Source organism: Microvirga aerilata (assembly GCF_016743775.1).
GTDB classification, from domain to species: domain Bacteria; phylum Pseudomonadota; class Alphaproteobacteria; order Rhizobiales; family Beijerinckiaceae; genus Microvirga; species Microvirga aerilata.
The window spans coordinates 59797-81046 of record NZ_JAEQMY010000016.1 but is presented as its reverse complement, the minus strand read 5'-3'; the positions used below and the strand labels follow the sequence as shown (position 1 = coordinate 81046).

Below are 21250 nucleotides of genomic sequence, written 5' to 3'. Positions count from 1 at the left end.
GCCCAAGTCAGGGCTAGACCCTGACCCGCTTTCCTGCCTAACTTCGGGCTCGAAGGAAGAAACGCGGCAATAATGCGGTCTTCCGACAAGAAGAACCTCGCGCGAAGACGCGGGCTTCCAGAGGAGAATGACACAACATGACGATGCGTTCGAAATTTGTAGTCGCCACAGTTGCGACGCTTATGGCTGGGGCAGCCCTGCCGGCCATGGCCGTGACCCTGCGCTACTCAAATCAGGGCGACCTGAAGTCGCTCGATCCCTATACCCTGAAAGAGACCACTACGATTGCGCATCACGGGCATGTTTACGAGGGCCTGACCAAGCGCGGCAAGGATCTTGGCATCGAGCCGGGTCTCGCCGAGCGCTGGGAGATCAGCGAGGACGGGCTGACCTGGCGCCTCTTCCTGCGCAAGAACGTGAAGTTCCACAACGGTAATCCGTTCAACGCCGATGACGTGATCTTCTCGGCCACCCGAGTACGGGCGCAAGGGTCGAACTTCCAGACCAATGTCACCAGCGATTCCGAGTGGGTGAAGGTGGACGACCACACGGTGGACGTGAAGCTCAAGACACCGAACCCGATCCTGAATGCCCAGTGGGACACTTGGTATATCATGGACAAGGAGTGGTCGGAGGCGAACAACAGCGTCGCGCCGACTCCTGCTGCCGCGACAACGCCGAGCTATGCTTCTCTGAACGCCAACGGCACCGGCCCGTTCAAGATTGAAAGCCATCAGCCGGGCGTAAAGACCGTCTTTAAGGTCAACAAGGATTGGTGGGGCAAGGTCGAGCATAACCTCGACGAGATCGTCTTCACGCCTATCGGATCCGATGCCACCCGCGTCGCTGCGTTGCTCTCCGGCGAGGTGGACGTGATCGAACCGGTTCCGCTGCAGGACGTCCAGCGCGTGAACAGCACCGCCACTGCGAAGGTGCTGGCTGGCCCCGAGCTGCGCACCATCTTCCTCGGCTTCGACCAGACCCGCGACGAGCTTCTGTTCTCGAACGTGAAGGGCAAGAACCCCTTCAAGGACAAGCGTGTCCGGGAGGCCTTCTACAAGGCCATCGACATCGAGACCATCAAGTCCCGCGTCATGCGCGGCATGGCCACGCCGGCCGCGCTGATGATCGCCCCGCAGCTCTTCAGCCTCTCAAACGAGTTCGTGCGTCCGAAATACGACGTCGAGGCTGCGAAGAAGCTTCTGGCCGATGCCGGTTACCCGAACGGCTTCGAGGTCGGCATGGACTGCCCGAACGACCGCTACGTCAATGACGAGGCGATCTGCCAAGCCGTCGTCGGGATGCTTGCCCGCGCCGGCGTCAAGGTCAACCTGACGACCCAGCCGAAGGCGCAGTACTTCGCCAAGGTGCTGAAGTCCGGCAACTACCAAACCTCGTTCTATCTGCTGGGCTGGACACCGAGCACCTTCGACAGCCACAACGTGCTGTTCGACATCGAGGGCTGCCGCGACAATCCGCAGTCCGCCCGCGGTGAAGCGAACCTCGGCAACTTCTGCAACAAGCAGCATGACGAGCTGACCGACAAGATCCTGGTCGAGACCAATAAAGAGAAGCGCGACCAGATGATCAAGCAGGCCTATCAGATCACGGCCAACGAATACGGCTACATCCCGCTGCACCAGCAGGCTCTCGCCTGGGGCGTCTCCAACAAGGTGAGCCTGACCCAGCGCGCCGACAACCAAGTGCTGCTCTACTGGGCGCAGAAGAAGGAATAGTCCTGGCCTGATCGCTCGTCCCGGGCAGTCCGCTGCCCGGGACGATTCATTCGGAGGCCTTGGGTGAGCCGTTCCGCTCAAGGCGCAGCGATCTAGAGATTGTACATGTTTGCTTTTGTTATCCGACGTGCGCTTCAGGCTATTGGCGTTCTTCTGGCCGTCGGGATCATTTCGTTTGCGATGTTCCGCTTTGCCGGCGACCCGGTGAACCAGATCGTCTCCCTCGATACACCTGCCGCGGAGCGGGAACAGGTCCGCCGCTCCCTCGGTCTCGACGATCCGGTTCCGGTGCAGTTCGCGCGTTACCTGGCTCAGGCCGCACAAGGCGAATTCGGCGTGTCCTATCAGTTCCGGCAGCCTGTCTCCGACCTGCTGGCCGAGCGCATGCCTGCGACCCTCGAACTGGCCCTTTGTGCGACCCTCTTCGCTACCGGGTTCGGAGTGCTGATGGGCGTCTTCTCGGGTCTGAAGCGGGACAGCATTATGGCGAAAGTGTTCCAGACGATCTCGCTGGTCGGCATCTCGCTTCCAACCTTCCTGATCGGTATTCTGCTGATCTATCTGTTTGCCGTCACGCTCGGATGGCTGCCGAGCTACGGCCGCGGCGACACGGTGCGCATCGGCTGGTGGTCGACGGGACTTGTCACCACGTCGGGCCTTAAGGCGCTCATACTGCCTTCCATCACGCTCGGCTTGTTCCAGATGACCCTGATCATGCGTATCGTCCGGGCCGAGATGCTGGAGGTGCTGCGCACCGACTACATCAAGTTCGCCCGGGCGAGGGGGCTTTCCACCCGCGCCATCCATTTCGGGCATGCGCTCAAGAACACGCTGGTTCCGGTGATCACCATCGTGGGCCTGCAGTTCGGCTCGGTGATCGCGTTCGCCATCATCACGGAGACCGTGTTCCAGTGGCCGGGCATGGGACTCCTTTTCGTTCAGGCGGTGCAGAATGTCGATATCCCGATCATGGCGGCGTACCTCATGCTCGTCGCGCTGATCTTCGTGGTGATCAACCTCGCCGTCGACATCCTCTACACCGTGGTTGATCCTCGCCTGCGAACCAGCATCCGGCAACCGGTCTGAGGAGGGAACCATGGCAGAAGGAATTCAGGCGGCACCCGCGCCGCAAGCCCAGCCCACCTCATGGGCCGGCCGGTTCTTCGACAGCGATGTCTGGGCGAGCTTCAAGCGCTCCAAGCTGACGATGGCGGCGGCCTTCCTGACCGCGGTCTTCATGGCGGCCGCCGTTCTGGCCGGGGTCCTGTCCCCGCAGGATCCCTTCGATCCGGCGCAACTCGAGTTGATGAACAGCCGGCTGCCGCCCCTCTGGAACGCGGAAGGGCAGGCGCCCTTCATGCTGGGAACGGACGAGCAGGGCCGTGACATCCTCTCGGCCATTCTCTACGGCCTGCGGATCTCGTTGGCGGTCGGCTTCCTCGGCGTCGCCTTCTCTGCGACCCTGGGCATCGCGCTCGGCCTGATCGCCGGCTATGTGGGCGGTACGGTCGATGCGTTCATCATGCGCGTGGCCGACGTGCAGCTGACCTTTCCGGCCATTCTGATCGCCCTTCTCGTAGATGGGGTCGTGAAGGCGGTGCTGGGCGGCCAGCTGGATGAGATGATGACCTTGTCGGTGCTGGTCTTCTCCATCGGCCTGAGCTTCTGGGTGCAATATGCCCGCACCGTGCGCGGCTCGGTCATGGTAGAGAAGAACAAGGACTATATCGCCGCCGCCCGGCTCATCGGCCTGCCGGCTCCCGTGATCATGTTCCGGCACGTTCTTCCCAACGTCCTGGGGCCGGTGCTGGTGATCGCCACCATCAACCTGGCGCTTGCCATCATCACGGAGGCGACCCTGTCGTTCCTCGGCACCGGCATGCCGGAGACCATGCCGTCGCTCGGAACCCTGATCCGGATCGGCAACAACTACCTGTTCTCGGGCGAGTGGTGGATTGTCGCGTTTCCGGGCATTGCGCTTGCGCTTCTGGTCCTCGCCATCAATCTCTTGGGCGACTGGCTCCGGGACGCGCTCAATCCGAGACTGCGATGAGAGAGGCAATGTCCATGGTTCAACCTATTCTCTCCGTTCGGGATCTGCGCGTCGAGTTCGTCACCCGGCGCGGCATCCTCAAGGCCATCGACGGCATCTCATTCGATATCGGCAAGGGTGAGGTGCTCGGCGTCGTGGGTGAGTCCGGTGCAGGCAAATCGGTGACCGGCTCGGCCGTCATCGGCCTCATCGATCCGCCGGGCCGGATTGCCGGAGGCGAAATCCTCCTGTCGGGCATGCGCATCGACAACTTGCCCCCGGACGAGATGCGGAAGGTGCGCGGCAAGCGCATCGGCATGATCTTCCAGGATCCGCTCACGAGCCTCAATCCGCTCTATCGCGTGAGCGAGCAGCTGATCGAGACGATCCGCACCCACACGAACATGTCCGCCTCGGCGGCGCGCAGGCGCGCCATCGATCTTCTGGCGGAGGTCGGGATTCCGGCACCGGACAAGCGGATCGACAGCTACCCGCACGAGTTCTCCGGCGGCATGCGCCAGCGCGTGGTGATTGCGCTGGCGCTCTGCGGCGAGCCCGAGCTCATCATCGCCGACGAGCCGACGACCGCCCTCGACGTGTCCGTCCAGGCGCAGATCATCGCGCTCCTGAAGCGGCTGGGGCGCGAGCACGGCACGGCCATCATGCTGGTGACGCACGACATGGGCGTGATCGCCGAAACCGCAGACCGGGTCGCCGTCATGTATGCCGGACGGATTGCGGAGATCGGGCCCGTACGGGACGTGGTGCAGAACCCGCTTCATCCCTATGCCAAGGGGCTCATGGGCGCGATCCCGTCGCTGGAAGGCGACTCGGAGCGCCTCGTGCAGATCCCGGGCTCCATGCCGCGCCTGTCGGCCATACCGCCCGGCTGTCCATTCAATCCGCGCTGCCCTTACGTGTTCGACCGCTGCAGGGTCGATCGGCCGGAACCCATTCAGCACAGCGAGCACCGCGTGGCCTGCCATCTCTACGATCAATCGTCAGTCGGCTCGGAGGCCGTTGCGTGACAGAGCGTTCTTATGTCGAGGTCAATGACCTGCGCCGTGTTTTCGATGTCTCCAAGCCATGGCTCAACCGGGTCCTGGAAGGAGGCGAGAAGCAGTACCTGAAGGCCGTCGACGGCGTGTCCTTCTCCATCGCCAAGGGCGAGACCTTCGCTCTCGTGGGCGAATCCGGCTCCGGCAAGTCGACGGTGGCCCGCATGGTGGTCGGCCTGCTGCCGCCCACGAGCGGCGAGGTCATGATCGACGGCGTTTCCATGTCGAGCCATGCCGCCCTGGGCGAGCGTCAGCGCCTGAGGCGGCGGATCCAGATGATCTTCCAGGATCCCTATGCCAGCCTCAATCCCCGCTGGCAGGTGGACCGCATCGTAGCCGAACCGATCCGGGCCTTCCGGCTGATCGAGAGCGAGAAGGCGATCACCGACCGCGTTGGCGAGCTGCTGTCGCTGGTCGGTCTTCATCCGGCGGACGGTCGCAAGTATCCGCATGAGTTCTCCGGCGGTCAGCGCCAGCGCATCGCCATCGCCCGGGCGCTGGCGTCCAATGCAGAGTTCATCGTCTGCGACGAGCCCACCTCCGCCCTCGACGTTTCCGTGCAGGCTCAGATCCTCAACCTCATGCGCGACCTGCAGGATCGCCTGGGGCTCACATACCTGTTCATCAGCCACAACCTTGCCGTCGTGCGCCATATGGCAAGCCGCATCGGCGTGATGTATCTCGGCCGCATCGTCGAAATCTCCAACGGCCGCGAACTGTTCTCCCAGCCGAAGCATCCCTACACGCGCATGCTGCTCGACGCGGTGCCGGACGTGGGCATGACGGGGCGCCAGCGCATTCCGGTGAAAGGCGAGATCCCCAACCCGATCAGCCCACCCTCCGGCTGCACCTTCAACCCGCGCTGTCCTTTTGCCAATGACCGCTGCAGGACCGAGGTGCCGCCCCTGCTCGGAGGCGTGGCCTGCCATGCCATCCATGAGGGACGCCTCGCCATCGATGCGGCGGCCTGAGGGCTCGCAGGCGTTCACCTGATCCGCCGACCCGTTCAGAAGGGAATGCGCTTCCGCGATCGTCAGGGGTCGTTCCGGACGGGCGCTGGTTTTCGTTCGTCCACCGGCGAGCGCCCTCTGGCTCGCGCGGGGATCGCGTAGAGCCCGGACTGACATGTATATTGATGTAGTTGTCCCGGGGAATAAAGCTTAGTCTTTATATGCTGCGCGGCTGCGATCCGAAGGATCGTGCTCAACAGTGCGCTGCTGACGATTATGTGATGGATCGACTTGCTTCGAACTCGGCAATTGCAGAGCTATGCTTTGTAAGATGCGACAATCACGAACGCGTGCACGGCAACTACATTGGGAAACCATCGGCGGTGACGGCGTTTAGCCTCTGTCTTTTATGGCGCTTAGCCATGTTCGTAACAAGCACAGGAGGCATTCATGAAGAAGTTCGCGATTTTCGCCGGCGCCGGCCTTATGGCTCTCGGCACCATCGGCGCGGCCTCGGCCCAGCCTTATTCCGGCACGCCGAACTCTCCGTTTCCCCACGCGGCACCCCATGAGATCCGTGTGATCAACGGCGTCCCATGCCGTACCGTCTATGACTACCAGTCCAAGAGCCGTATCCCGGTTGCTTGCGCCGGTCAGGTCATGGGCGGCGTGGCCGCTCCGATGATGCCGGCGGACGACCTGGTTTCGACCGGCAGCATCGCGGTTGCTCCGGCCTCTCCCATGATGGGCGCTCCCGTTTCCGGAACGCCGAACTCCCCGTTCCCCCACGCGGCTCCGCATGAGATCCGGACCATCAACGGTGTGCCCTGCCGCACCGTGTATGACTATCAGTCCAAGAGCCGCATTCCGGTTGCTTGCGCGCAGTAAGCACCTTTGCGGACGAACGAGGCGCGGGTCCCAGGACCCGCGCCTTTTTCTTGCCTACGATAACCGAGCAAGGCCGCACGGCACATCCCTGAGCGGTGCGGCCCCGATGTCGGGCAGCAGGCTTATTCGGCGGCCTGTCTCAAGGGCAGGAAACCGATCGGCTGGCGCTGCGGTCCAGTCTGCTTCAGGGTGCCGACCATCTCCTCGTACTCGCGCTCCATCTCCGGCGTAACGGATGGGCGGGTCTCCCGTAGAGCCTGCTCGAAGTGAGCCATGGTCACCTGCTGCGCCTGAAGCGACTCGCGCAGGGACAACAGGCCTGCCCTGCGGGTCAGATCCTCAAGATCCGCGCCGGTGAAGCGGTTCGTCCGCTCGGCAATAGTGTCCAGATCCACGTCCGGGGCCAAGGGCATGGCCTTGGTATGAATGCCGAGAATGTGCCTGCGCCCGAGGGCATCGGGAACCGGCACATAGATCAGTTCGTCGAAGCGTCCGGGGCGGAGCAGGGCTGGGTCGAGCAGATTGGGCCTGTTCGTGGCCGCCATGACCACCACGCCCTGCAGTTCCTCGAGACCATCCATCTCGGCCAGGATCGTATTGACCACGCGCTCCGTGACGGCAGGCTCGCCCATTCCGCCGCCACGGACGGGCGCAAGGGAGTCGATCTCGTCGATGAAGATGACGGTCGGTGCCACCTGACGGGCCCGGGCGAAAAGCCGTGAGACCTGCTGCTCCGACTCGCCGTACCATTTGGAGAGCAGGTCGGAGGACTTCGTCGCCACGAAATTGGCCTGCGCTTCGCGCGCGACTGCTTTCGCCAGCAACGTCTTGCCGGTACCGGGAGGGCCGAAGAGCAGAAATCCTTTCGCCGGGCGTATCCCGAGGCGGCGGAAGGATTCCGGGCTCTTGAGCGGAAGCTCCACGCCTTCCCGCAGGCGTGTGCGAGCTTCCTCGACGCCGCCGATGTCGTCCCAGGTCACGTTCGGCACCTGGATCATGATCTCGCGCAGGGCCGAGGGCTGAACCCGCTTCATGGCGTTGACGAAATCCGCCCGAGAGACCTGCAGGCTCTCCAGCACGTTCGAGGGAATCCCCTCCCTCAGGTTGACGCCCGGCAGGATGCGGCGCAGCGAATCCATGGCGGCTTCCCGGGCAAGCGCCGCAAGATCGGCGCCGACGAAGCCGTAGGTGGTGCGGGCGATATCGTCGAGATTGACATCCTCGGCGATCGGCATGCCGCGGGTGTGGATTCCCATGATCTCCCGGCGGCCCGGTTCATCCGGTACGCCGATGACGATCTCGCGGTCGAACCGGCCCGGCCGGCGCAGGGCCTCGTCGATGGCTTCGCGCCGGTTGGTCGCGCCGATCACCACGATGTTCTGGCGCGGCTCCAACCCGTCCATCAGGGTCAGCAGCTGGGCCACGATACGCCGCTCGACCTCGCCCGTGACCTCTTCACGCTTGGGCGCGATGCTGTCGATCTCGTCGATGAAGATGATGGCCGGCGCGTTCTGCTGGGCCTCCTGGAACACCTGGCGCAGGCGCTGCTCGGACTCGCCGTAGTGCCGGCCCATGATCTCGGGGCCTGCGATGTGATAGAATTGGGCTTCGGTTTCGTTGGCGACGGCGCGGGCCAGGCGGGTCTTGCCGGTGCCCGGAGGGCCGTAAAGCAGAACGCCCTTCGGCGGATCGATGCCCAGGCGCTGGAAGAGCTCGGGATGGCGAAGGGGAAGTTCCACCATCTCCCGCACCTGATCGACCGTGCTGCCGAGGCCGCCGATATCGTCATAGGTGACGTCTGCGCGCCGCGCTTCTCGCGGCTCCTCGAATTGCGGGCGCAGCTCGATCTCCGTCTCGGCCGTGACATGCACAATGCCGCGCGGCTGGGTCGAAACCACGACGAGCCGGATTTCCTGGAGACCGTAAGCCGGGATGTTCAAGAGGCCGCGGAGCTCCTCTGGAAGCCTCTTATCGGCGGAGCGCTGCGAGTATACCGAGGTCGAGATCACGTCGCCCGCCGTCAGGGGGCGCTGGTAGAAGGTGCGCTTGAGGGCATCGCCCGAACCCTGGAGGCGCAATCCTTTCTGGGCCGGAGCCAGCACGACCCGTGTCGCGGGGCGTACTTCGGCGCGCTTCACCTCCACGTGATCGCCGCTTCCGACTCCTGCATTGACGCGCTGCAGGCCGTCGAGGCGCACGATGTTCAGCCCTTCGTCCTCCGCATAGGGCGTGACGGCAATTGCGGTGGTGTGGCGCTTGCCGATGATCTCGACGGCTTGGCCTTCCTGGACACCGATCTCCGCAAGAGCCTGCCGGCTCATCCGCGCGATGCCTCGGCCCGAGTCGTCCGGCCGGGCATTTGCAACCTGAAGGCGGACCGGCTGGCCATCATCTGCCATTGCTCACTATCCCATCGTTCGAGCGATCGATCATGCCGTGGCTGGTGCAGGGAAGGGGCTCGAGGGTTCAGATCTTCCGAGTGCCACGCGTCGGGAGCCTCGACGGCTGTTTGGAGCCGCGAAACCGTTGGGCAAACGCCACATGACTGGATTTGTTGCAGGCGGGCGCGGCCTGCGGCCCGACCGCGTCAGCGCGTTCGCCTGTCGGGATTGGCCCAAAGATCCCCGATCAGGCTTTCGATATTGTCGGGCGGTTGCAGGGCCAGCGCCGGCTTGCCGAGAATATTGAAGCTGGATACCGAGGGGAGCCGCGGGACATTGTCCACGGAAGGGAGTGGGTCGGACAATGGTGCAGCAGAGGAGGCGGCGTCGCTGCTTTCTCCCGGCGGGTCGATCAGCTCCCAGCTGTCGAAGAGATCCATGGCCGAATGGCCCGGCAAGCCTGGACCGAGGTAGAGGATGATTTCAACCCAAGCGCGTCCGCGAGGACGGGGCGTCACTTTGGTGACGCGGCCGAAAAAGTTCGTCAGGGGACAGCGGACGAAATCGCCCGGCAAGGGAACGCGCGCTTTCTCCCGCTGCAGTTCAGCCTCGGCTTCCTGAAGCTCGGCCCGCAATCGGGCGGTGAGAGCCTCAAGCTCCGCGATGCGCTTCGTGCAAGGCCTCTGGTGGCTTCCATGATGCTTGGAGGCCAGCGACAGGATCCTGTCGGAGTCGATAGAGCCGTCCGGAACCGCACTCATCATACATCCTTTCTCGGGCAACAGGAGGCTTTGGCCAAAAGGCTTTGGCGAGGTACCTGCTGAGAGCGGGCCTGCTCCATTATTAACTCATTTTTGGTGCGCTTGCGAGGCGGAGAAAGCCTCTCCGAAGAATGATGCGGAACTAAGCTTCGGAGCATGAGGGTTATAGAGAGGCAAGCTTGAGAGATTGGAGCTCACATGCTCACCTGGGGCCGCATGGCGGGACGGTTGGGAGGCGTCGTTGCCCTGATGATGCTTGCCGGTGCTGTTGCGGCACAGAGCCCGTCGCCGCCCTTGCCGCCGCCCCGGCCGGACCCGCCGGCGGTCCCATCGCCCGAGCCGTCCGACGTGAAGGTGCCGACCAAGGAGGACGGTGCGGAACCGAAAGCCCCCGAACCCAGCAGTGCCGATGCCGCCTGCCTCGAACGCATTACGCGCTTGGGACTGCGTTTCGAGAGCCGTCCGTCCGTCCGGGAGAAGGCCTGCAGCATCGACAGTCCGGTTCTGGTGTCGGCCTTGCCCAACGGCGTCGAGGTTGCGCCGGCCTCCCTGATGGCGTGCCCTGTCGCGGAGAGCCTTGCGCGCTGGATGAGCGATGCGGTCGCTCCCGAGGCCGAGCGTCACTTTCAAAGCGCACCCACGAAGCTCCTGATTGGAACATCCTACCAGTGCCGCGATCAGCGAAACGGTGAAAAGCTGAGCGAACATGCCTTTGGCAATGGGGTCGATGTCATGGGGTTCGAGTTCGCCAAGCGGGGGCCGCTGGCGATCAGCGCACATTCTGCGGATTCCCCGGAGTCCGCTTTCCAGGCCGCCGTTCAGAAGGCGGCATGTCCCATCTTCACGACGGTGCTCGGACCAGGCTCCGACGCCGCCCATGGCGACCACCTGCACCTCGATCTGCGGCAGCGCAAGGGCGACTACCGCATTTGCCAATAAACGCGGGAACAGGGACGCAGCCCGGGCTTTGTTGTTCATGACCCCGTCTGTGGAGTATCTCATGAAACCTGTCGTTTGCGCCGCTCTCGGGCTTTTCAGCCTCCTGAGCCCGGCCTTTGCTGCGCCCCAGCCGTTGGACTTGGATGCCGTCAATAAATCCGAATGGTCTGCGGAAGGGGGCAATGAAAAAGAGATCAGTCCGCTCCTGATCAAGGCGCAGGTTCTTCTGGATCGCGCCCGCTTCTCGCCGGGCGTCATCGATGGGCGGAAGGGCGAGAACTTGCAGAACGCCATCGAGGCGTTCGAGAAGGCGCGGGGCCTGAAGCCTGATGGAGCCCTTGACGAGGAGCTTTGGAGAAAGCTCAACGAGGCTTCGGCCGAGCCCGCGCTGATCGCATACACGATCCGCGACGAGGATGTGAAAGGCCCCTTCGTCAAGGTCCCGGACAAGCTGGAGGAGCAGGCGAGCCTGGACCGGTTGGGCTATTCGAGCCCGGAGGAACTCTTGGCCGAGCGGTTCCATATGGACCAGGATCTGCTCAAGGCCTTGAACCCGGGCAAGCGGTTCGATGAGGCCGGCGCGTCCATCGTGGTGGCGAATGTGGAAGCCAAGGCCGAGCCGGGCAAACAGCCGGAGAAGGTTGCAAAGATCGAAATCGTGAAGAGCGAGCGCGTGCTGCGCGCGCTGGCGAAGGACGGCTCGGTGATGGCCGTCTACCCGGCCTCCATCGGGAGCGAGGAGAAGCCTGCGCCCAGCGGGTCCCATACGGTGCGCGCGGTCGCACCGAACCCGAACTACACCTACAATCCCGAGTATGGCTTCAAGGGCGTGAAGGCGAAGGAGAAGTTCGAGATCAAGCCGGGTCCGAACAACCCGGTCGGGAGCACCTGGATCGATCTTTCCGTCGAGTCCTTCGGCATCCACGGCACCCCGGAGCCCGAGAAGGTTGGGAAAGTCTATTCCCAGGGCTGCGTGAGGCTGACGAACTGGGACGTGGAGGAGCTGTCGAAAATGGTCGAGAAGGGCACCCCCGTGGCCTTCCTCGACTAGAGTTCTTTCCACTGACGTTGGATCAACTCCAGGGTTCGGTTTGCCGCATTGGGGGAACCGGACCCATTTCGCCGAAGGATGCTCTGGAGCATCGGGGCGATCCGCCCCGTCAATCGTCGTTGGCGGAATTGAGCTGGTCCGGCCTCATGCCTTCGTCCACTTCGGAATCGTGCGCCTGGACGAGCCACTCCAGCTGCTCATGGACGAAATCGGGATCGCTGTGAAAGCGCATGGCGCAGGCCACGAGGAAAATCGCGATTTCGGGCAGATCGCTGTCGCCCATATCCGGCAGAACCAGCTCAAGTTCCGTCATGTTGCCGGAGGTCACGATGGCTGCTTCGGTGGGAGGAACAACCGTTCCGTTGCTGTCAGGGTCCTGAGCCATAAGGCGATCCTAATTTTCGGTTTGAGAAAGCCTGCGCCGGGCGAGGTGCGGGCCGATCGGCATGCGGGCCAAAGCCGCTCGGGCAGAGGCGAGCCATCCTCTGAGTTCTAACGCGGGGCCGCGTCAGGTAAAGCCTTGGCCAGGATGCAAGGCGTCCGAAATCGAAAGCCCCGCCGCAGGGCTGCGGCGGGGCCGAAACTTTTCAGGAGAAGCTTTCGCTTACGGATAGGTGCAGACGTACCGCATCCCGTTGCTCGCCAGGAACGTTCCTGTTCCCGGATCGTAGGAGCGGTACTTGCGCGCGCAATAGGCCGCGACCGTCGGATCCACGGTTCCTGGAGGCGGAGGAGCAGCTGCCGGCTGGGCTTGGCTGGCGATGGCGCCGGCGATCAGAGCGCCGGCAGCGAGCCCTGCGACACCGGCCGCAACAGCCGCGCCGTTACCCCGATTGTAGTGCCGATGGCGGTAATAGGGACGGTGATGGTAGCCGCGGCGGTAGTAATACTGCGCGTAGCTCTCGTTGGGATATGCCGCCTGAACTTCCGGCATCGACCGTGTCTGGAGGGGGGCTGCGCTCGCCGGCAATGCTGAGACAAGCATTGCCGTGCCGACCAGAGCCGTAACGAATTTGCGCATATTGGTCTCCTTTTTGCAAAATCGCTGAACGTCGATCCTGCCCTTGTGCGGCCGCAATATAGCGTGACCAGCCAAGCTTGCAAAATATTCGTAAGGGGCGGATCTCAAGGATTGATGAAACGTAATATTAGATTGATCGTATATGGAAGCCCGCTTGGAATTCTAAAGGATCTGTTCGTCCCGGGGAGATTGATCGGGACCTGAACCAAGATGCGGCTTTCCAGGTCTATGGATGATCTTCTTCAAAGTCCGCCGAAACCTGGGCGCCGGATGAATGCGTCAAAAGGGGGCAGTCCCTTATTCGGACGCCCGGCACTGGATTTCTTGGTAAAAATTCGCCAAAGGTTGTATGTTTTATTATAATCTCTCTCAGAGTAGGCATTTATGCGCTGCCTCACATTGATCTTGTCCTTAGCGGGATTGCTCGGATTGGGAACAACGTCCCATGCTGCGGAGCCCCTTCGAACGGTAGCTGACTGACCGCCCAGGCACAGTTGCTCTTGGGAGAGCTGTAGCGAGCCCGTTAAGGGCTCGATTACCATCGCTGCAAATTCAAGCCCAACCGGGGCTTTGCAATATTTCATTCAGCTTCTGGAGAGGTTTCGAACAGTATATCTGATGGCAGGAAGAGGGAGCCAGGTAACCTCCCTCGGGTCGTAGGTGCTGATCATGAAGGTCTTCCGTTTTGTTTCCGGTACTGCCGCTGCTGTGGCGTTGGTCGCCGGCCTGGCTGCCGCCGAACCGGCCGCAGCGCGAGATCGCCTCTCCCCCGGGGCGGCCGTGGCCATCGGCGCCCTGGGTGGGCTCGCCGTCGGCGCTGCCGTTGGGGCCGCCGTTGCTCCTCCTGTTTATGCGGCGCCGGTTCCGGTCTATCGGGCTCCTCCGCCCCCTCCGCCGGTTTACGTCGAGGAGCGGGCGCCGGTCTATTACGAGCGTCCGGTTCGGGAGCGTGTCTACGTGGAGCATTGCGAGACCGAGCGATACCGGGAATGGGTGCCCGGCTGGGGCTGGGAGCACCGCAGCCGCAGGGTTTGCCGCTAAGATTTCCGGAAGGGCCCGCTTCAGGCGGGCCTTTTCTTTTGGCCAGTCAAGCAACCCAGATTCCGCTGCTGCGTTGATCGCAGGAGATCCAGCGCGAGCTTAGCCATGACCAGCACACCGAAAGACCAAGCCGCTTCAAATGGGACGAAGCTAAACCCTGGCGATGAAGCCGAGCCCGGAACGCCCGGGACCGGCGAGAACCTGTGCCCGGAGTGCAAGGGCAGCGGGCGCATCGGCGTGACGTCGTGCCCGAACTGCGGCGGCACGGGCAAGATCATCGAAGGGGTAGGCGGCGCCTAGGGCTTGTCGGGCTTTGCCATCCAGCGCACCAGCGGCATCAGGGGAACCACCCAGATGAGCCCGAGGACGATGTAGGCCAAAGTCTGCACAAGCTTGGGTGCCTGAGTGATCCTGCCCTCGGCCACAGCCATGGCGAACAGCGCATAGAACAGGATGAAGGCCAGCATCACCACTGTTCCGATCAGCTTGCGCAGGCGCACGCCCATGGCCGAGTTCCTTTTGTCAGACGCTTCGTCGTAGCGGTGCGTCACTGGCATGAATTGCCTCCAAGAGGCATTGCCTTTATGTGACAGCTCGTATTCTGGGTTCAAGCCCTAATCCACGATGAGAGTGAGCATGGCTGTCGCAGCCTCCACCGAGGGCATGCCGCTGGCGCGCATGCCCCGGACCCAATCCCTGTCCGCCGTCCGAGCCTGGATCTATTGCCTTGCCGCACTAGTCGTCCTGATGGTCGCGGTGGGCGGAGCCACGCGCCTGACCGGCTCCGGCCTTTCCATCACCGAGTGGAGGCCCGTCACCGGAGCCATCCCGCCGCTGACTGAACAGGCCTGGACCGTCGAGTTCGAGAAGTATCGCCAGATCTCCCAATACGAGCTCGTGAACAAGGGCATGACCTTGTCCGAGTTCAAATTCATCTATGCCTGGGAGTGGGGCCATCGGCAGCTTGGCCGCTTGCTCGGCTTGGTCTTCTTCCTGCCGCTTGTATGGTTTTGGGCACGGGGAGCCATCAAGCGCCGACTCGCCTTGACCCTTCTCGGCATCGGGGCTCTTGGCGGACTGCAGGGCGCCATCGGCTGGATCATGGTGGCGTCAGGGCTTGAGCCCGGCATGACGGCCGTGGCTCCGATCAAGCTTGCCCTGCACCTGACGGTTGCCAGCATCATCCTGGCCTGCCTCGTCTGGGTGGCGGCCGGTTTGAAGGATCGATCCCAGCAGCCCGGCGAGGAGAGAGCGGCAGGCGTTGCGCCCCGGATTCTCGTCGGGCTGATCCTGTTCCAGATCGCCTTGGGCGGCTTGGTTGCGGGCTCGACGGCGGGCCTCAGCTACAACACGTGGCCGCTCATGGACGGCGCACTCGTGCCTCCGGCCTCTGCCCTGTTCGTGATGAACCCCTGGATCGAGAACTTCGTCGACAACGTGATCCTGGTTCAGTTCAACCACCGTCTCGTGGCCTATGCCATCGTCGCATTCGCCCTGTGGCATGCCTGGAGCATCCGCCGTCTGGCGGCCGCCTCGAAGACGGCGCGCCGAGCAACGGCCATGGCCGGCCTGACGCTGGCACAGATGGTTCTCGGCATCGTGACCCTGCTGCTCGTGGTGCCGCTTTGGGCCGGACTGGCGCATCAGGTCTTTGCCATGGCAGTGCTCGCCATGGCGGTTGTCCATGCCCGCGTGAGCCTCGGCTGACATGAAAAAGGGCGGCCCAAGGGCCGCCCCCCATTTCAGCTGTTCCGCTGGAGATTAGCGAACAACTTGGACGATGCGGCGGGTGCCGGGATCGACCAGAACAGGGGTGTCATTGACCACCGTGTAGCGGTAGTTGCTGACGCCGTACTCGGCCGGAACCTCATAATACTGCACGCCGGAAGCCGGGAGGGTCGCACCGACGCGAACCTCTTCCTGGTAGCGATAGGACGGGACGTCCTGGGTCACCACATACTGGCGGAAGCGGGGCTGCTGCTGGTCGGCAAGGCCGCCCACGATAGCACCCGTCACGCCACCCACGGCTGCGCCGATGGGGCCGCCGACGATGGCGCCGCCGACGGCACCCGTCGTTGCGCCGGCTGCTGCGCCGCCCGACTGAGCGAAAGCGCCAACAGGGGCCAGGGCTACGAGAAGAGCACCGGCAAACAGAATCTTCTTCGACATTTGTCAGCTCCTAAACTGGTGAAGTTAGGAGCTTAACGAGCAAGCGAAAGCGTGGTTCCGCCTTTGTCAGCTTGTTTCGATTTTAGGAATCAAAGTGTCGGAAGGCCAGCCGAGGTCCCAAGGACGAGACAGCTCAGGCCAAGATCCTGCGGAAACAGACGGGCATCATCGATCATCGGCCGATACTGCAAAATGCGCGAAATCCCTGAAAATGCCTCGCGTCGGCCGATCCTGTTCTCCAAGGCGCATCGAACCGGGCTTAATCTTCAGGCATGGGATTGCCGGAAACCCGGATTACCAAACGTATACAGTGCCTTGTGCGCTCGCTCCGATGCTGCGGGCGGGTGCTTTGCGAGAGAATCAACGGACGAGACGAAGGCTTCTCGAAGATCGGAAAGCAGCCATGGTCGATGGCTCATGAGGATATTCACAGAGAGATCAGGGCAGGAATTAGGAAATCAGTACTTGCTCTGCTACAGGTGAACAATATTAAGATGGCGTTAACCCTTGAACGCAGGGCTGTAGGAAAAGCCTTATGAGGAGTCAGGCATGAATGTGCTGGTCTTTGCTTCGCGGAAAGGCGGCTCGGGAAAGAGCACGCTCGCTGCTCATCTCGCGAGTTATATCGCCAACCCTTCACGCCCTACCTTGCTGATCGACAACGACCCGCAGGGGTCCCTGTCGCTCTGGCACAAGATCCGGAACCAGGAATATCTAGGCCTCAAGCACAATGTTCGGAACCTTGGCGAGGCGCTGAAAGAGGCCAAGCGCGAGGGCTACGATTGGGTGCTCATCGACACGCCGCCCAACAAGTCGTCCATTGTGGCGGAAGCCATCAAGCACGCGACGCTGGTGATCGTTCCCACCCGCGCAAGCCTGTTCGATATCGCGGCGCTTCAGGACACGGTGGCGATCGCGCGGGAGTTGCGCAAGCCTTATGCGGCCGTCATCAACGCCGCTCCAGCCAAGCGCGGGGACACGGAAGCGCCCGTGGTGGCCGACGCCCGCGGCGCGCTGAATGCCCTCCAGGTTCCCGTCTGGGCTGGCCAGATCACGCACCGCCCTGAACTCACGCTCTCCCTCTCGACCGGCGAGGGCGCGCGGGAATACGATGCGGACTCGCAAGGAGCCGACGAGATGGGTCGCCTTTGGACAGCCCTCGAGCGCTCGCTAAATGCCATCCACAACACCTACAAGAAATCCGGCGCCTCACGGGCCGCCTGAAGCAACGGACTTCTTCCAGCAAAAAGGGCGGCTCGAAGCCGCCCTTTTCGTTTTCCGGATGGGGCGCCTTATGCCGCGTCCAGGGCCTGGTTCAGGTCGTCGATCAGGTCTTCCTTGTCCTCGAGACCGATGGACAGGCGCACCACCTCCGGGCCGGCGCCGGCCTGGGTCTTCTGCTCGTCGGAAAGCTGGCGGTGGGTGGTGGAGGCCGGGTGGATCACGAGCGAGCGGGTGTCGCCGATATTGGCAAGATGCGAGAACAGCTTCAGGTTCGACACCAGCTTCACGCCCGCCTCGTAGCCGCCCTTCAGGCCGAAGGTGAACACCGCGCCGGCACCCTTGGGGCAGTACTGCTTGGCAAGGTTGTGGTAGCGGTCCGACCGCAGTCCCGGATAGCTGACCCAGGAGATCTTGCTGTGGCTCGCAAGGTGCTCGGCTACTGCCAGAGCATTGTCCGAATGGCGCTGCATGCGCAGCGGCAGGGTCTCGATGCCGTTCAGGATCAGGAAGGCGTTGAAAGGCGACAGGGCGGGGCCAAGGTCGCGCAGGCCGAGCACGCGGCAGGCGATGGCAAAGCCGAAATTGCCGAAGGTCTCGCCCAGCACCATGCCGGAATATTCAGGCCTCGGCTTGGAGAGCATGGGATAACGGTCGTCGCCCGCGAAGTTGAACGATCCGCCGTCCACGATGACGCCGCCAACCGAGTTGCCGTGGCCGCCGAGGAACTTGGTGGCCGAGTGGACGACGATGTCGGCGCCGTGCTCGAAGGGCTTGATCAGGTAAGGGGAGGCCATCGTGTTGTCGACGATGAGCGGGATGCGATGCTTCTTGGCGATAGCCGAGATTGCCTGAAGATCGACGATCACGCCGCCCGGATTGGCGATGGATTCGACGAAGATCGCCTTGGTCTTCGGGGTAATGGCGGCCTCGAACGAGGACGGATCGTCCGAGTCGGCCCAGACCACGTTCCAGCCGAAGTTCTTGTAGGCGTGGTTGAACTGGTTGATCGAGCCGCCATAGAGCTTCTTGGCCGCGATGAACTCGTCGCCCGGCTGCAGGAGAGTGTGGAATGTGAGGAACTCCGCCGCATGGCCGGACGCGACAGCAAGAGCGGCCGTCCCGCCTTCGAGCGCCGCCACCCGCTCCTCGAGAACGGAGCAGGTCGGGTTGCCGATGCGCGAATAGATGTTGCCGAACGCCTGAAGGCCGAAGAGCGAAGCCGCATGATCCACGTCGTCGAAGACGAAGGACGTGGTCTGATAGATCGGTGTGGCGCGGGCGCCGGTCGCCGCGTCGGGAGCGGCTCCCGCATGGATGGCGAGCGTGTTGAAACCGGGCAGACGGTCAGTCATGGGGCGAGGCCTGTTCCTGTGTGAGACGACATGCGTTCTATTTAAAGAACGTATCGTTCTTCCGTCAAGGAGGCGTTTGCAGTGGCTCTATTTTCTCCATCCTCATCCTGAGGAGCCTGCGCAGCAGGCGTGTCGAAGGAGGGTTCAGAGAGCACTGGGGGCGCCCTCGTCCTGCGGACCGTTACGCTCCTCAGGATGAGGGCTCAGGGAGGCTGCCGGATGGAGAGGTTTCAAGGCCGGTTGAGGCTGAGCTTCTGGAAGCCTTTGCCCGACAGAACGGGTTTCTTGGAGCTCAGCATGCGTGAGTTCACGCCCTGCCAGGATATCTCGCCGGAGAGACGCCCGAACTCGATCTTCGGGCAGCGGTCCATGACGACCTTCAAGCCCTTGGCCTCGGCCTTGGCGGCGGCCTCGTCATTGCGCACGGAAAGCTGCATCCAAAGCACCTTGGGCAATGGATCGAGGGCGAGAGCCTCGTCCGTGATGGGGCCCGCGGCTTCCGAGTTGCGGAAGACCTCCACCATGTCGATGGGGCCCGGCACGTCCGCCAGGGAAGCGTAGACCTTCTTGCCGAGAAGCTCGCTGCCCGCCAAGCCCGGATTGATCGGGATCACGTCGTAGCCCCGCTCCAGCAGGTACTTCGTGACGATCCAGCTCGGGCGCGCGGGGTTCTGCGAGGCTCCCACGAGCGCGATGGTCTTCACGCTGTTGAGGATGCCGCGGATATATTCGTTCGGGTAATTGTCGTGGCTCATGACGGGAACGTATGGGATAGGGCAGGGCAGTTCAATGAGCATCGCACATTAATGGCATCCCATCATCCCATCATGACCCTGGACGAGCTGACGGCTTTCCTCGACCGGGAATTCCCGCAGATCCATTTGGGAGGGCGCACCTACTTCGTGGATGAGATCGGGCCGCTCACGGCCCGGATGCGCATGGACTATCACGAGCGCCACCTGCGCCCCGGCGGCACCATCTCCGGCCCGGCCATGATGGCGCTGGCCGACCTAGCTCTTTACGCGGCGATCCTGGCCCATATCGGTCCCGTGGCGCTCGCCGTCACGACGAGCCTCAACTTCAACTTTCTTCGAAAGCCGGAGCCCCGCGCGCTCGTCGCCCACTGCCGCCTCCTGAAGCTCGGAAAGCGCCTGGCGGTGGGGGAGGTGTCCATCTCGTCCGAAGGCAGTGCCGATGTGGTCTGCCATGCGACCGGAACCTATTCGATCCCGGATCGCCGATAGCCCGGAGGCTCTAGCTCACGTTTTCGGCGGGAGAAGTGCGTCGTCGATCTCCCGCGCCCGAAGGGCCGCCGGGCGGAAGCCGATCCGGCTCCAATACGCTTCCAAGGCCGGCCGCTTATCCAGCGTCCCGAACATCATGCCCCAGCCGATCTGGGAGCCGACATAGACGTCCGCCGCCGTGAAGCGATCGCCTGCGATGTATTCGGATTGGGATACGGCATGCTCCAGGGCGTTGACCACATCCTCGATGGACCCATAGCCGATTGTGCCCCGCCGTTCCGGCGGAACCTCGAACCCGAAAGCCTTGTTGCTCAAGGCTGCCTCGACGGGGCCTGCCGCGAAGAACATCCAGCGGTAATAGGTGCCCCGGCGGGCATCGTTGGCGGGAGGCGCGAGGTTCGCCTCGGGAAAGGCATCGGCCAGATAGGCGCAGATGGCCGATGCCTCGGTAACAGTCGTTCCTTTGTGGAGAATCGCCGGCACCTTGCCCATGGGATTGACGCTGAGATAGGAGGGGTCCTTCATCTCCGGCCCATAGCCCAGGACCTTGGCCTCATAGGCGCAGCCCGTTTCTTCCAGCATCCAGCGGACGATGCGGCCGCGGGACATGGGATTCGTGTAGAAGATCAGGTCATCGGACATCAAGAGCTCTTCCTCAGCCTTCGGGCCAACCCCGTTCAAGGATGCGGGCGAGCATAACCGGGTTTGCCGCAGAGCCAAAATCAGATGTGGTGTTTTGATACCGTATATGTGGTATAAAAATACCTCTGCTGCTGAAGTCCAAGTTTTGTAAGGGTTTTTGCGCTGCCGGGCGTGCTCATTTCGCGGTTGACTTCATGCCATGAAGCCACTAAACAGCCGTCACTCGCCGCCGCATCTCGCGGCGGTTTGTCTTTTTCAGAACCTGAGCCGTGAGGCTCCAATGGGAAACAGCGCAATGAAGACTACGACTTCGCTGAAGCCCGCCGACGTCGAGAAGAAGTGGGTTGTGATCGACGCGAAGGGCCTCGTTGTGGGCCGTCTCGCTTCGGTTATTGCCATGCGCCTGCGTGGCAAGCACAAGGCAAACTACACGCCCCACGTCGATTGCGGCGATAACGTCATCGTCATCAACGCCGATCAGGTGGTGTTCACCGGCCGCAAGCGCGAGCAGAAGGTGTACTACCATCACACCGGTTATCCGGGCGGCATCAAGGAGCGGACCGCGAAGTTCATCCTCGCCGGCCGTTTCCCCGAGCGCGTGGTCGAGAAGGCTGTGGAGCGCATGCTCCCCCGCGGCCCGCTCTTCCGCCAGATCCTGGGCAACCTGCGCGTCTACAAGGGCGCCGAGCATCCGCACACGGCCCAGCAGCCGGAAGCGCTCGATGTTGGTGCCCTCAACAGCAAGAACGTGAGAGTCTAAT

The 21250-nt window shown here is 62.8% G+C and carries 23 protein-coding genes; 14 read left to right on the top strand and 9 right to left on the bottom strand.

What is annotated here, in order from left to right:
- Positions 1-137: 137 nt before the first annotated feature.
- From JKG68_RS13430 to JKG68_RS13405, 6 genes are all read left to right on the top strand, one after another.
- The gene (locus JKG68_RS13430; RefSeq protein ID WP_202060194.1) at positions 138-1736 is read left to right on the top strand and encodes an ABC transporter substrate-binding protein; all 1599 of its coding nucleotides are present in this window, start codon (positions 138-140) and stop codon (positions 1734-1736) included.
- Positions 1737-1841: 105 nt separating this feature from the next.
- The gene (locus JKG68_RS13425) at positions 1842-2822 is read left to right on the top strand and encodes an ABC transporter permease (RefSeq protein ID WP_202060192.1); all 981 of its coding nucleotides are present in this window, start codon (positions 1842-1844) and stop codon (positions 2820-2822) included.
- A 10-nt stretch (positions 2823-2832) separates the two neighbouring features.
- Complete coding sequence (locus tag JKG68_RS13420) at positions 2833-3789, top strand: ABC transporter permease (RefSeq protein WP_202060190.1); 957 nt, start codon at positions 2833-2835, stop codon at positions 3787-3789.
- A 14-nt stretch (positions 3790-3803) separates the two neighbouring features.
- A complete protein-coding gene (locus JKG68_RS13415) occupies positions 3804-4796 on the top strand; it encodes an ABC transporter ATP-binding protein (RefSeq protein WP_202060188.1) in 993 nt (330 codons plus the stop codon).
- Positions 4793-5797, top strand: a complete 1005-nt coding sequence (locus JKG68_RS13410; RefSeq protein ID WP_202060186.1) for an ABC transporter ATP-binding protein — start codon at positions 4793-4795, stop codon at positions 5795-5797. Before JKG68_RS13415 ends, JKG68_RS13410 begins: the two co-directional genes overlap by 4 nt.
- A 429-nt stretch (positions 5798-6226) precedes the next feature.
- Positions 6227-6664, top strand: coding sequence for a hypothetical protein (locus tag JKG68_RS13405; RefSeq protein ID WP_202060184.1), 438 nt, complete (start codon positions 6227-6229; stop codon positions 6662-6664).
- Positions 6665-6786: 122 nt separating this feature from the next.
- On the opposite strand, the gene JKG68_RS13400 is transcribed toward JKG68_RS13405, so the two are convergent.
- Both JKG68_RS13400 and JKG68_RS13395 read right to left on the bottom strand, forming a co-directional pair.
- On the bottom strand, positions 6787-9063 hold the full coding sequence (locus tag JKG68_RS13400) for a CDC48 family AAA ATPase (protein WP_202060182.1): 2277 nt from the start codon (positions 9061-9063) through the stop codon (positions 6787-6789).
- 188 nt (positions 9064-9251) lie between these two features.
- The gene (locus JKG68_RS13395) at positions 9252-9809 is read right to left on the bottom strand and encodes a hypothetical protein (RefSeq protein WP_202060180.1); all 558 of its coding nucleotides are present in this window, start codon (positions 9807-9809) and stop codon (positions 9252-9254) included.
- 195 nt (positions 9810-10004) lie between these two features.
- Between JKG68_RS13395 and JKG68_RS13390 the strand changes: the two genes are divergently transcribed.
- Both JKG68_RS13390 and JKG68_RS13385 read left to right on the top strand, forming a co-directional pair.
- Positions 10005-10745 (top strand): extensin-like domain-containing protein, encoded by a 741-nt coding sequence (locus JKG68_RS13390; protein ID WP_202060178.1) that lies wholly within the window; start codon positions 10005-10007, stop codon positions 10743-10745.
- 61 nt (positions 10746-10806) lie between these two features.
- Positions 10807-11796, top strand: coding sequence for a L,D-transpeptidase family protein (locus JKG68_RS13385; protein WP_202060176.1), 990 nt, complete (start codon positions 10807-10809; stop codon positions 11794-11796).
- 109 nt (positions 11797-11905) lie between these two features.
- Here the strand turns inward: JKG68_RS13385 and JKG68_RS13380 are convergent, their stop codons facing one another.
- Both JKG68_RS13380 and JKG68_RS13375 read right to left on the bottom strand, forming a co-directional pair.
- Positions 11906-12181, bottom strand: coding sequence for a hypothetical protein (locus tag JKG68_RS13380; protein ID WP_202060174.1), 276 nt, complete (start codon positions 12179-12181; stop codon positions 11906-11908).
- Between the two features lie 219 nt (positions 12182-12400).
- Positions 12401-12817 carry a BA14K family protein gene (locus JKG68_RS13375; RefSeq protein ID WP_202060172.1) on the bottom strand — a complete coding sequence of 139 codons (417 nt, stop codon included), beginning with the start codon at positions 12815-12817 and terminating at the stop codon, positions 12401-12403.
- 669 nt (positions 12818-13486) lie between these two features.
- Between JKG68_RS13375 and JKG68_RS13370 the strand changes: the two genes are divergently transcribed.
- Both JKG68_RS13370 and JKG68_RS13365 read left to right on the top strand, forming a co-directional pair.
- Positions 13487-13858, top strand: a complete 372-nt coding sequence (locus tag JKG68_RS13370) for a hypothetical protein (protein ID WP_202060170.1) — start codon at positions 13487-13489, stop codon at positions 13856-13858.
- Positions 13859-13963: 105 nt separating this feature from the next.
- Positions 13964-14158 carry a hypothetical protein gene (locus tag JKG68_RS13365; protein WP_202060167.1) on the top strand — a complete coding sequence of 65 codons (195 nt, stop codon included), beginning with the start codon at positions 13964-13966 and terminating at the stop codon, positions 14156-14158.
- Here JKG68_RS13365 and JKG68_RS13360 read toward each other — a convergent pair.
- Positions 14155-14415 carry a DUF2842 domain-containing protein gene (locus JKG68_RS13360; RefSeq protein ID WP_312890792.1) on the bottom strand — a complete coding sequence of 87 codons (261 nt, stop codon included), beginning with the start codon at positions 14413-14415 and terminating at the stop codon, positions 14155-14157. The two genes, JKG68_RS13365 and JKG68_RS13360, sit on opposite strands and share 4 nt — an antisense overlap.
- A gap of 106 nt (positions 14416-14521) precedes the next feature.
- On the opposite strand from JKG68_RS13360, the gene JKG68_RS13355 reads away from it, so the two are divergent.
- Positions 14522-15565: a COX15/CtaA family protein gene (locus JKG68_RS13355; protein WP_246515408.1), complete on the top strand. Its 1044-nt coding sequence runs from the start codon at positions 14522-14524 to the stop codon at positions 15563-15565.
- A gap of 54 nt (positions 15566-15619) precedes the next feature.
- Here the strand turns inward: JKG68_RS13355 and JKG68_RS13350 are convergent, their stop codons facing one another.
- Positions 15620-16027: a DUF1236 domain-containing protein gene (locus tag JKG68_RS13350; RefSeq protein ID WP_202060163.1), complete on the bottom strand. Its 408-nt coding sequence runs from the start codon at positions 16025-16027 to the stop codon at positions 15620-15622.
- A gap of 549 nt (positions 16028-16576) precedes the next feature.
- Between JKG68_RS13350 and JKG68_RS13345 the strand changes: the two genes are divergently transcribed.
- Positions 16577-17251, top strand: coding sequence for an AAA family ATPase (locus tag JKG68_RS13345; RefSeq protein ID WP_202060161.1), 675 nt, complete (start codon positions 16577-16579; stop codon positions 17249-17251).
- A gap of 68 nt (positions 17252-17319) precedes the next feature.
- Here the strand turns inward: JKG68_RS13345 and JKG68_RS13340 are convergent, their stop codons facing one another.
- On the bottom strand, positions 17320-18603 hold the full coding sequence (locus tag JKG68_RS13340; RefSeq protein ID WP_202060159.1) for an O-acetylhomoserine aminocarboxypropyltransferase: 1284 nt from the start codon (positions 18601-18603) through the stop codon (positions 17320-17322).
- Positions 18604-18833: 230 nt separating this feature from the next.
- Positions 18834-19358 (bottom strand): CoA-binding protein, encoded by a 525-nt coding sequence (locus JKG68_RS13335; protein WP_246515396.1) that lies wholly within the window; start codon positions 19356-19358, stop codon positions 18834-18836.
- 51 nt (positions 19359-19409) lie between these two features.
- On the opposite strand from JKG68_RS13335, the gene JKG68_RS13330 reads away from it, so the two are divergent.
- On the top strand, positions 19410-19847 hold the full coding sequence (locus JKG68_RS13330) for a PaaI family thioesterase (RefSeq protein ID WP_202060155.1): 438 nt from the start codon (positions 19410-19412) through the stop codon (positions 19845-19847).
- 15 nt (positions 19848-19862) lie between these two features.
- Here the strand turns inward: JKG68_RS13330 and JKG68_RS13325 are convergent, their stop codons facing one another.
- The gene (locus JKG68_RS13325) at positions 19863-20489 is read right to left on the bottom strand and encodes a glutathione S-transferase family protein (RefSeq protein ID WP_202060153.1); all 627 of its coding nucleotides are present in this window, start codon (positions 20487-20489) and stop codon (positions 19863-19865) included.
- Between the two features lie 295 nt (positions 20490-20784).
- Here JKG68_RS13325 and rplM point away from each other — a divergent pair, with 295 nt between their 5' ends.
- Positions 20785-21249 carry a 50S ribosomal protein L13 gene (rplM, locus tag JKG68_RS13320; protein WP_202060151.1) on the top strand — a complete coding sequence of 155 codons (465 nt, stop codon included), beginning with the start codon at positions 20785-20787 and terminating at the stop codon, positions 21247-21249.
- Position 21250 lies beyond the last annotated feature (1 nt).